At 45.1% G+C, this 9,487-nt stretch carries 13 protein-coding genes; 7 read left to right on the top strand and 6 right to left on the bottom strand.

Going from position 1 to position 9,487, the window contains the following annotated elements; translation table 11 throughout:
- The 3 genes from UF05_RS24420 to bamC form a co-directional block, all read left to right on the top strand.
- A partial coding sequence (locus UF05_RS24420) for a transposase (RefSeq protein ID WP_137408763.1) occupies nucleotides 1-121 on the top strand: 121 nt, incomplete at its 5' end.
- 364 nt (nucleotides 122-485) lie between these two features.
- Complete coding sequence (gene dapA / locus UF05_RS08775) at nucleotides 486-1,364, top strand: 4-hydroxy-tetrahydrodipicolinate synthase (RefSeq protein ID WP_005457716.1); 879 nt, start codon at nucleotides 486-488, stop codon at nucleotides 1,362-1,364.
- A 52-nt stretch (nucleotides 1,365-1,416) separates the two neighbouring features.
- A complete protein-coding gene (gene bamC, locus UF05_RS08780) occupies nucleotides 1,417-2,436 on the top strand; it encodes an outer membrane protein assembly factor BamC (RefSeq protein ID WP_025631473.1) in 1,020 nt (339 codons plus the stop codon).
- A 127-nt stretch (nucleotides 2,437-2,563) separates the two neighbouring features.
- Here bamC and UF05_RS08785 read toward each other — a convergent pair whose 3' ends face one another.
- The 4 genes from UF05_RS08785 to UF05_RS08800 are packed head-to-tail and all read right to left on the bottom strand — an operon-like array spanning nucleotide 2,564 to nucleotide 5,004.
- A complete protein-coding gene (locus tag UF05_RS08785; RefSeq protein ID WP_005494327.1) occupies nucleotides 2,564-2,767 on the bottom strand; it encodes a DUF2897 family protein in 204 nt (67 codons plus the stop codon).
- On the bottom strand, nucleotides 2,764-3,465 hold the full coding sequence (locus UF05_RS08790) for a M15 family metallopeptidase (protein WP_020838652.1): 702 nt from the start codon (nucleotides 3,463-3,465) through the stop codon (nucleotides 2,764-2,766). Before UF05_RS08790 ends, UF05_RS08785 begins: the two co-directional genes overlap by 4 nt.
- Before the next feature lie 32 nt (nucleotides 3,466-3,497).
- Nucleotides 3,498-4,634, bottom strand: a complete 1,137-nt coding sequence (dapE, locus tag UF05_RS08795; protein WP_005457682.1) for a succinyl-diaminopimelate desuccinylase — start codon at nucleotides 4,632-4,634, stop codon at nucleotides 3,498-3,500.
- A 19-nt stretch (nucleotides 4,635-4,653) separates the two neighbouring features.
- A complete protein-coding gene (locus UF05_RS08800) occupies nucleotides 4,654-5,004 on the bottom strand; it encodes an ArsC family reductase (protein ID WP_005484501.1) in 351 nt (116 codons plus the stop codon).
- A 295-nt stretch (nucleotides 5,005-5,299) separates the two neighbouring features.
- On the opposite strand from UF05_RS08800, the gene UF05_RS08805 reads away from it, so the two are divergent.
- Entirely contained in the window at nucleotides 5,300-5,587 is a 288-nt protein-coding gene (locus UF05_RS08805; RefSeq protein WP_005494336.1) for a winged helix-turn-helix domain-containing protein, read from the top strand.
- A 34-nt stretch (nucleotides 5,588-5,621) separates the two neighbouring features.
- Here the strand turns inward: UF05_RS08805 and UF05_RS08810 are convergent, their stop codons facing one another.
- Together UF05_RS08810 and UF05_RS08815 are read right to left on the bottom strand one after the other, a co-directional pair.
- Nucleotides 5,622-5,954 carry a DUF4156 domain-containing protein gene (locus UF05_RS08810; RefSeq protein WP_023624348.1) on the bottom strand — a complete coding sequence of 111 codons (333 nt, stop codon included), beginning with the start codon at nucleotides 5,952-5,954 and terminating at the stop codon, nucleotides 5,622-5,624.
- 3 nt (nucleotides 5,955-5,957) lie between these two features.
- Nucleotides 5,958-6,314 (bottom strand): DUF2956 domain-containing protein, encoded by a 357-nt coding sequence (locus tag UF05_RS08815; RefSeq protein ID WP_045546340.1) that lies wholly within the window; start codon nucleotides 6,312-6,314, stop codon nucleotides 5,958-5,960.
- A gap of 144 nt (nucleotides 6,315-6,458) precedes the next feature.
- On the opposite strand from UF05_RS08815, the gene UF05_RS08820 reads away from it, so the two are divergent.
- The 3 genes from UF05_RS08820 to UF05_RS08830 all read left to right on the top strand — a co-directional run bounded on the left by UF05_RS08820 (nucleotide 6,459) and on the right by UF05_RS08830 (nucleotide 9,175).
- The gene (locus UF05_RS08820; RefSeq protein ID WP_005484554.1) at nucleotides 6,459-6,944 is read left to right on the top strand and encodes a DUF2919 domain-containing protein; all 486 of its coding nucleotides are present in this window, start codon (nucleotides 6,459-6,461) and stop codon (nucleotides 6,942-6,944) included.
- A 45-nt stretch (nucleotides 6,945-6,989) separates the two neighbouring features.
- Nucleotides 6,990-7,892 carry a Dyp-type peroxidase gene (locus tag UF05_RS08825; protein WP_005457759.1) on the top strand — a complete coding sequence of 301 codons (903 nt, stop codon included), beginning with the start codon at nucleotides 6,990-6,992 and terminating at the stop codon, nucleotides 7,890-7,892.
- Between the two features lie 149 nt (nucleotides 7,893-8,041).
- Nucleotides 8,042-9,175: a flagellin gene (locus tag UF05_RS08830; RefSeq protein WP_045546341.1), complete on the top strand. Its 1,134-nt coding sequence runs from the start codon at nucleotides 8,042-8,044 to the stop codon at nucleotides 9,173-9,175.
- Nucleotides 9,176-9,487: the final 312 nt, after the last annotated feature.

The raw sequence follows: 9,487 nt of genomic DNA on the forward strand, positions 1-9,487 counted from the left end.
CTGTACGCTTGAAGGGATAAATAACAAGATAAAGTTAATCAAGAGGATGGGATATGGCTATCGAGACACTGATTACTTCTTCTTAAAGATAAAAGCGGCTTTCCCCGGAAAGCCGCGATGAACCTTTTTATTCACTAAAACCTGACTTGATAAATGTCGCTAAAGCGTATATTTCTGAGCGTAACAATAGGCCGCAAAAATTCTTTGGTGAAGTTACCCGTGGCTTGTCGCCTAGATAATTAAAGGCTCATACCCAAGTCATTCTCACTAAAACAAGCCTTTCCGGGCCGCTTAGGCACAAAACCAGATAACCAAGACGATTATCAAAATTGCTGGGAATAAGACCAAATTGCGCAATTAAGTTGCTAGACCTCTAACAACTGATAATTATTCATTCATTTGTACTTTGTAAGCGAGTTTACGCTCTTGTGTTTTTCAATCGCATTACAGTACCATGCAGAAAGAGTTAAATGAGGGAGATAAACATGTTTTCAGGAAGTATCGTAGCGCTGATTACACCATTCAAAGCAGATGGTGAAGTAGATTTCGACGGTCTACAAAAGCTAGTAGAGTACCACATCGAAGCGGGTACAGACGGTATTGTGGCAGTAGGCACGACAGGTGAGTCAGCGACACTGACCATTGAAGAGCATGTAAAGGTCGTTAATAAAACTGTTGAGTTTGCCAACGGTCGCATCCCTGTGATTGCCGGCACGGGTGCAAATGCAACCCACGAAGCCGTGACATTTAGCAAATTACTCGCGGATTCTGGTATCGCAGGTTTCTTGAGTGTGACGCCTTATTACAACAAACCAACACAAGAAGGTTTGTTCCAGCATTACAAAGCGATCGCAGAAGCGAGTGACGTACCTCTAATTTTGTACAATGTACCGGGTCGTACTGCCGTAGATCTGCAACCTGAGACAGTGGCACGCTTGTCAAAGCTTGATAATATCGTTGCTCTAAAAGATGCGACGGGCGATTTGAGCCGAATTGCACTTCACCGTGAACTTTGTGGTGAAGATTTTATCTTACTAAGTGGTGATGATGCGACGGGCTTGGAATTCGTGAAACTGGGCGGCAATGGTGTTATCTCGGTAACGAACAATATTGCAGCGAAAGACATGGCAGACATGTTCCATTTGGCAAGTGAAGGTAAATTCGAAGAGGCAGAAATCATTAACCAGCGTTTGATGACTCTGCATAAAAACCTATTCGTTGAATCAAGCCCGATCCCAGTAAAATGGGCAGCGCATAAGCTGGGTTTGATTGAAGAAGGTGGCTTGCGTCTTCCTTTAACCGCACTTTCTGAAAAATCGCAGCCGATCGTGGAACAGGCGTTGACAGACGCAGGTATTTACTAGGATTGAAGTTCATACTGGGGGCGATTAAGCCCTCAGTGTTTTAGGAGTATAGATGAAGCTTTCAAGCCAGTTAGTGTTAAGTTCATTAGCTGTATTCGTATTGACTGCCTGTTCAGGTGGTGCCAACCAACGTCGTCAAGCAAAAGACGATTTCGAGTATTTGAACACACCAGCTCTAGAGGCATGGAACGTTCCGCAAGGAGCTCAACCTCAGTTCTACCCAAACTATGACATCCCTCAGGGCAATTATGCGGGTGGCTTAGGGAAGTCGGTTGATATCCGTCCACCTCAGCAAGTACTTGAGTTGATTCCTGGTGCGCGCCTAGATCGCAGTAGTAACGGTGAAGTGACACTTTGGCTATTGCGCAAAGATGAGCTAGATAAAGTTTGGCAAACTGTGCAAGGCATGGTTGAAGCAAGAAAAATTCCAGTGGAAAGCCAAACCGATTCTCGAATCGAGACAGGTTGGGTAACGTGGAACTCTCCTGACGAAGAGCTAGAAATTGGTAGCCGATACGAGATCTCTCGTGCAGAAGCAAATGGCCGACACGGTTTCAAAGTGAGCTTAATTGACTGGCGTGAAGGCGATCAAGTTAAGGAAGTGACTGCGACTAACCGCGAGCGTTACAACGTGTTCATGACTAACTTAGTAACGGCTCGTTACGATCAAGAAGTTCGTGAAGAAGCGCAGCGTAAAGCTCAAGAGTTGGTGAAACAGATTCCTGTCACGATGGGCAAAGACCGCAGTGGTCTGCCTGTTATCATCGCTCGTGCGCAATACAATGTATTGTGGCAGCGTTTACCGAACATTTTACCTAAGATGGGCTTCACGATTGAAGAGCGCAGCCAGTCACAAGGTACGGTAACAGCGAAGTATGCATCTCCAGATGATGAATTCTGGAATGAAATTGGCGTGAAACCAGTCGACCTAAAAGCAGGTAAATACACCTTCTTGCTAGGGGACTTGGGCAACCGAACTTCTATTAACATTACCGATTCATCAGGCAAACCTGTTGATGAAGAGTTCTTGAAATCTCTAGTGCCAGTTCTTGGTGCGGTGGTGAAAGAGTAAGTTAGATAGTTGAAGTAAAAAGGGACCATTCGGTCCCTTTTTTGATCGTTTTTTGTTGCTCGGAGCATAGTCCAAGTCACAGCATTCAGACGCTTAACTCAATTAGCAAGAGCGACTAGAAAGCCGCTTATTTTTGTTCGTGTTTGTTACTTTCATCGTCGCCGTAACGTTCTTTATCTAGTTCGTTTAGACGATCCAAATCGTTCTTGCGACCTTTATCCATCTGGTTGAACTTCATTTTGGCGGTGTACTTCAGAGCGGCAATGTTCCCGATGATCACACTCAAGACCACAATGATGATCACCCAAGGGTTGGTAAGAAATTCGATCATAACGCCTCCGGTGGTGGGGTGATATTGCGAATATAGGTAGATAAGATGCTATCTAAATTATTCAGTATCGATTCTAACCCTGCAATGTTGTGTTGTTGATTTTGTCGAACCAGCTCATCTTTTAGCATTTCGGCGTTCAGTTGAGCAGCACATTGTTGACCGATGGCTTTGTGGCTAATGTGCCAAGGTTCAATGGCGACGCCACCTAAATCTTGCAGATAGGGGAAGAAAAAGCCGAACTCATCAATGTGATCTTTTAACCAACAATAAAACGCCAGCTGATGACCTTCTAGATATTCCCAAGGTTCCAATTGCAGCTTGGTGTCTGGTGGAAGTAAGTTGCGAGCATACACATCGAAATCACACCCCCAATGATGACGACTTCCTCCTGGCAATGCCGACCAGCGAAGAATGGCCTTTAGTTTTTCTTCGTCACTTAACGCAGTCTTATTTAAAGGCTGCGAGTTCGAATCCAAAATCGGCAACTCGCCTTCGTACTTCCCATTCCAAATTGCGCGCTGGCGAGAAAAGTCTCGAAAGCCACTGGCAATTTCCATTTTAAATCCCGCTTTTGTTGCTGCTTCGATCATATTGAGCAGATCGTTCGCGACATCGGGATGCATTAAAAAAGCCTTCTGACCAACCATGGTTGATTGAAGGTGAGAATCGGTCGTTCCGGTGAGTTGCGCAGGAGTCATGGTATGCTCATCAATGGGTTAACTACGTGCGATTACTTCGCGAGTAGGTGTTTTAAGGTGTTTTCGTACATGTCAGTCAACTTCTCAAGATCGTCCACTTTTACGCATTCGTTCACTTTGTGAATCGTGGCATTGACAGGTCCAAGCTCAACAACTTGACCGCCCATGCGAGCAATGAAACGTCCGTCTGATGTCCCCCCCGTTGTGAGCAGCGCAGGTTTGGTGTTGTTCACTTCCGCTACGGCAGCGACCACGGCATCAAGTAGGGCACCTGTGTCCGTTAAGAACGGGTCGCCGTTGAATGTCCAATGTAGATCGTAGTTGAGATCATGCTTATCCAGTGTTTCTGTTACGCGCTGGACGATAGTGTCATTGTTCAGTTCGGTGCTAAAACGTAGGTTGAATTGAACGTTGAACTCGCCAGGAATAACGTTAGATGCCCCTGTACCCGCAGATACATTGGGAATCTGGAAGCTTGTTGGCGGGAAGTAATCATTGCCTTTATCCCACTCTGTTGTTGCCAGTTCGTGGATGGCAAGTAGCGATGCGTGAACAGGGTTATTAGCGAGATGAGGGTAGGCCACATGGCCTTGTGTGCCTTTTACGGTTAGGTCACCGGTAATAGAACCACGGCGACCATTTTTCACAACATCGCCCACAATTTCTGTACTAGAAGGCTCGCCAACGATGCACATGTCGATGTTCTCACCACGTTCCATCAGTGCTTCTACGACGCGAACGGTACCGTTAATGAAAGGACCTTCCTCATCAGAAGTGATCAAAAAGCCAATCGAGCCTTTGTGATCTGGGTGCTCGGCAATAAAGCGTTCAACGGCCACTACCATCGCCGCCAAAGAGCCTTTCATATCGGCCGCACCGCGACCATGAAGGTAACCATCAATGATGGTTGGCTCAAACGGTGGTGTATCCCATTGTTCTAGCTTGCCTGCGGGTACGACATCTGTGTGACCTGCGAAAGCAAACAATGGCGCTTCGTTACCGCGACGCGCCCAAAAGTTGGTGGTGTCTTCAAACACCATAACTTCAATTTCAAAACCGAGCGCTTTTAAACGCTCGATCATTAGGTCCTGACAACCTGCATCTTCAGGTGTTACGGACTGGCGGCTGATCAGGTCTTTTGCAAGTGCCAGTACTGGACTGTCTGTCATCCTTGAGTCTTCCTTACATTTATGAATTAAAAATCGTAGCGTATTGGTCTGCTTTGAAACCGATATGGAGTTGGCCGTCTACGTTCAGAATTGGGCGCTTAATCATCGCTGGGTTGTCAACCAACAGCGCAATAGCATTTTCTTCGTTAAGCGTGTCTTTTTGTTCTTGAGTCAGTTGGCGGAACGTGGTGCCACGTTTGTTGAGAACTTGTTCCCAGCCTAGCGCCTGACAAAATTCAGTCACCATTTGAGCATCAATACCTTGTTTGCGGTAGTCGTGAAAATCAAACGCAATGTTTTCAGCTTCCAACCATTTCTTTGCTTTTTTGATGGTGTCGCAGTTTGGAATGCCGAACATGGTAATTGTCATAATGTTTCCCTTTTTTATTCTGTTTTTACTCTCTAGAGCGCAACGCGCTTTGGGGAGGTATTTCTTGGCTGATTCAGCATCCTATCAAGAAGCAATCAAACTGACAAAACGCTGTGGAGAATAATTTTCATATAGAAGTGGATAACTGGTCTCACATGCCAAAACAGAACTTAATTTGGCATAAAGCGGATAAAAAAACGCCTAAATCAAGTGGAAAAGTCGAGTTATTGATCAAACGCAACATCTTACTTGGCAAAAACGAAATAATGATTCAGCACAATTTTAGGAGGTGTCAATGGAATTGAGTCCTGTTTTTGCAAGGCGGCTATATTTGGCCTTGTTGGTGGAAAACCTAGAAAGGCCGAATGTGCCAAAGTTGATCGAAAAAACGGGGTGGCCTCGTCGTACAATTCAAGATGTACTAAAGGCATTACCGGGGATCGGCATTGAACTCATATTCGTTCAAGATGGCCGACGTCATAATGACGGCTATTACCAACTTTCGGATTGGGGACCTTTTGATAGCCAATGGGTTTTAGATCGGGAGAGAGATATCGCTAGCAGTCTTGGATTTCGTGCATAAGCCAGCAATCGCTGGCTTTTTTCATTTCTAGGCGTCACTCATTGCAGAGGTAAGCAGAACCCAGCACGCTAAATGAGGTGATGAAATCTTGCGGAGAAACCATGAACACTGTGTCCGCGCCAATGGCCGCAGTATTGTTTTTTAAATCGTTCATCGCCCCTTGCATCATCGCGTCATTGGTCATGAAAATGTAGTTATACCAATGGCCCTCACTTCCAGTGACTTCACCTTTGTATTCGCATCGCTCAGGGTTGAACTGACCGTCAATGCGAATATGAACATCTTGGCTTTGAGCATGAGTCACGTGAGAAGGCATCGTACAACCAGAGAGAAGTACGGCAAAAAATCCAAGTAATACCTGTTTCATCCGTTATCTACCCAACATAATGTAGGCCGCAAAGCCAATCCAACTTAACGCAAGTAGCGCCCAAGGCAGCTTACTTGAGAAGTGGTTTGGTGAATCATCTGTGATGTTGTCTGACTCGATAACATCTTCTTCATGCTGGCGCAGTTTTTCACGCTGCTGTTTTTTCTTTGCTTTATCTGCTTGACGATTTCGCTCTTTTTGCTGTTTTTTGTATTGAGCTATGCCTTTTTCGATACCTTGAGCAATCAGTTTGGTTTGTTCTTTCGTTTGACCCGGTTTCTGTGTCGCTTTTGCGATCTTCATGGCTTCGGTTTGAGTTTCTAGAGAAGGAACTGGGGTTGCAGGGGTTCTTTTTTTCATGTTTCTCATCGACGTCACTGTAAATCTGCGTTTAGTTTACCTGCGTAAGATGATGAAATGAACTTTAGTTCTCATCTTTGCTTGCTTGCAACTCTGAATCGATCGGTTAAAGTGGCGTTTTTATGAAACTAAGAAGACGATATTGTGCGCTACTCATTTGACCAATATGACGCTCATGGATTTTTGAAAGCGCCTATTCTTGTTTGGCTAGGATGGATGTTTCTGGCTCGCTCTTGGGTGGTTTTTGCAATGGCGGGTGTCAGCCGAGAAAGCGGCAGCAAGCTTTTGTCCATTGTCTATCCTGATTCCAGCACGTTGTATTTAGGTTTGTCGATTGGTATTCCAAGCCTGTTATTGATGTGGCTGATGGGATTGCGTCACCCAGATCGTGGTTGGGTAAATCAAATAACGCGATATGGCCGTGAGATGACTTTGATCTTGTGCGGTATTCAACTCGCTCAGACCATGTATCATGTGTACCTAGAACATGGTGTATTCAATTGGGCAAATGCTCTAACCATCACCTTATTAACTTGGTTTATGATCTATCTTCTCAACGGAAGATGGGTAAAAGACTGTTTTAACGTGCCACAGCTTGAGCACGATGCGAAACAGCCTTCAAAAAATTAAAAACAATAATTTCCCGCAATGGGGCAAAGTATAGAGGATACCTCAATGTCACAAGCTCAAACGGCGATCGTGCCAGAAGCAGGGCCATTTGCACTGTACACTCAACTAAAAGTGAACCAAAACCGTGAAAACGTATTGGCGAAACTGAAAGCGCTTCCTGAGCTGGTTAAAGACTTAAACAACAGTCAACCGGGCGCTAATCTGACGATTTCCATCGCATTCACCAAATCATTCTGGCAGCACCTAAATATTGACGCACCAGAAGAGCTGATTGATTTTCCACAACTTGGTGAAGGCGACATTATTGCGCCAACAACAGATGTTGATGTGCTTATTCACTGCCACTCTACTCGCCACGATTTGCACTTTTACGTACTGCGCAAATTCCTAACCGATATCGCAGAAGATGTGACGGTCGTGGATGAAACGTACGGCTACCGCTACCTAGATGCACGTGACATGACGGACTTTATCGACGGCACAGAAAACCCGAAAGGGGACGCTCGCGCTGACGTAGCATTGGTAAAAGATGGCCCATATGCTGGTGGCAGCTATGTTATGGTTCAACGTTTTGAGCACAACTTGCCAGCTTGGAATCGCCTAAATATCAAAGCTCAAGAGAAAGTGATTGGTCGTACCAAACCCGATTCAGTCGAGCTAGAAGACGTACCGGCAGCATCTCACGTTGGTCGAGTTGATATTAAAGAAGAAGGCAAAGGTTTGAAGATTGTTCGTCATAGCTTGCCATACGGCACTGTGACTGGTGCGCACGGTCTGTTGTTCATCTCTTACTGTAATACCCTTCACAATATCAAAGTGATGCTAGAGAGCATGTACGGTGTAACCGACGGTAAAACAGACCAACTGCTTCGCTTCACTAAAGCAGTAACAGGTGCTTACTTCTTCGCTCCTTCACAAGAAATGCTAGCAGAACTGGCCATTAAGTAATTAATAGTTAAAAGCTTCCAAAGCCCTCCACTCGGAGGGTTTTTTGTTTTCTATTCTCTCATTCCAATCTCTTTTCAAAAAACACTAAATCTTTCTGTTGCTTGGTCGATAAGTATCCAAAGCCTTAATTTATTTGGAGTCTGTGTCTCTTGGCTATCACCGTTAATACCAATGTTGCAGCACTCGTCGCACAACGTCATTTGACCAGTGCAACGGATATGCTGAATCAATCCATGGAGCGTTTGTCTTCAGGGAAGCGTATTAACAGCGCAAAAGATGACGCGGCAGGCCTGCAAATCTCCAATCGTCTGCAATCACAAATGCGTGGTTTGGATGTGGCGGTTCGTAACGCTAATGATGGCATTTCTATCATGCAAACCGCAGAAGGCGCGATGAATGAGGTGACGAACATCATGCAACGTATGCGTGATTTGTCGCTTCAGTCGGCTAATGGCTCAAACAGTCAAGCCGAGCGTACCGCGTTGCAAGAAGAAGTCACCGCGTTAAACGATGAGTTGAACCGTATTGCGGAAACCACATCTTTTGGTGGACGCAAACTGTTGAATGGCACATTCGGCAAATCGTCTTTTCAAATCGGTGCTGCTTCTGGTGAAGCCGTACAGATTGAGTTGAAATCGATGCGCACTGACGGGCTGGACATGGGGGGCTTTAGTTATGTCGCTCAAGGGCGTGCTGATTCTGATTGGCAGGTAAAAGAGAACGCCAATGATCTGACGATGTCTTTCACCAACCGTTCTGGCGAGACGGAAAAAATCCAAATCAATGCCAAAGCCGGTGATGATATTGAAGAACTCGCGACCTACATTAATGGCCAAACCGACAAAGTGACGGCTTCTGTTAATGAAAAAGGTCAGTTACAGATCTTTATGGCAGGAGAAGAAACCGCCGGAACGATTTCATTCTCAGGAGATCTTGCGAGTGAGTTTGGGATGTCGTTGAAAGGTTATGATGCGGTCAATAACCTGAACATCACAACCGTTGGTGGGGCGCAGCAAGCTGTCGCTGTACTAGATACGGCGATGAAATTTGTCGATAGCCAACGTGCTGAGTTAGGTGCATATCAAAATCGCTTCAATCATGCGATCAATAATCTAGATAACATCCACGAAAACTTAGCGGCATCGAACAGTCGTATTCAAGATACTGATTACGCCAAAGAAACCACGCAAATGGTGAAGCAGCAGATTTTGCAACAAGTCAGTACCACTATTTTAGCCCAAGCTAAACAGGCGCCAAACCTCGCACTTACCTTGCTTGGTTAGGCGATTTGGATTCTTAATTTCAACGCAAAATCAGGTTGTATCGACAGCTCGAAAAGAAGCTTTAGCGAAAAATTGAAGTTTTTTTGCTTTTTTATCTGCTTCATCACGATTCCCTTTCCAAACGAACTTTTTTCAAAAAAATCCAAAAAATTCCCTAAAGAAATCAGGTTGAGCGCCGTTAATAAAAGTAACTTTGAGAGAACTACTTGGTTTTCCGAGACGTCGGAAACCGCTACATCGGAAAATCAATTGGAGAAATCACCATGGCAGTGAATGTAAACACTAACGTATCAGCGATGACCGCTCAGCGTT

The organism is Vibrio sp. S457-15 (assembly GCF_000960545.1).
In the GTDB taxonomy this organism is placed as follows: Bacteria; Pseudomonadota; Gammaproteobacteria; order Enterobacterales; family Vibrionaceae; genus Vibrio; species Vibrio parahaemolyticus.

Bases quoted from the DNA above. Each gene is read 5' to 3' on its own strand.
- UF05_RS08810 (WP_023624348.1), bottom strand. From the start codon at position 5,954: ATGAAACAGGTATTACTTGGATTTTTTGCCGTACTTCTCTCTGGTTGT.
- UF05_RS08815 (WP_045546340.1), bottom strand. From the start codon at position 6,314: ATGAAAAAAAGAACCCCTGCAACCCCAGTTCCTTCTCTAGAAACTCAA.
- UF05_RS08800 (WP_005484501.1), bottom strand. From the start codon at position 5,004: ATGACAATTACCATGTTCGGCATTCCAAACTGCGACACCATCAAAAAA.
- dapA (WP_005457716.1), top strand. From the start codon at position 486: ATGTTTTCAGGAAGTATCGTAGCGCTGATTACACCATTCAAAGCAGAT.
- UF05_RS08790 (WP_020838652.1), bottom strand. From the start codon at position 3,465: ATGACTCCTGCGCAACTCACCGGAACGACCGATTCTCACCTTCAATCA.
- UF05_RS08825 (WP_005457759.1), top strand. From the start codon at position 6,990: ATGTCACAAGCTCAAACGGCGATCGTGCCAGAAGCAGGGCCATTTGCA.
- UF05_RS08785 (WP_005494327.1), bottom strand. From the start codon at position 2,767: ATGATCGAATTTCTTACCAACCCTTGGGTGATCATCATTGTGGTCTTG.
- bamC (WP_025631473.1), top strand. From the start codon at position 1,417: ATGAAGCTTTCAAGCCAGTTAGTGTTAAGTTCATTAGCTGTATTCGTA.
- UF05_RS08805 (WP_005494336.1), top strand. From the start codon at position 5,300: ATGGAATTGAGTCCTGTTTTTGCAAGGCGGCTATATTTGGCCTTGTTG.
- dapE (WP_005457682.1), bottom strand. From the start codon at position 4,634: ATGACAGACAGTCCAGTACTGGCACTTGCAAAAGACCTGATCAGCCGC.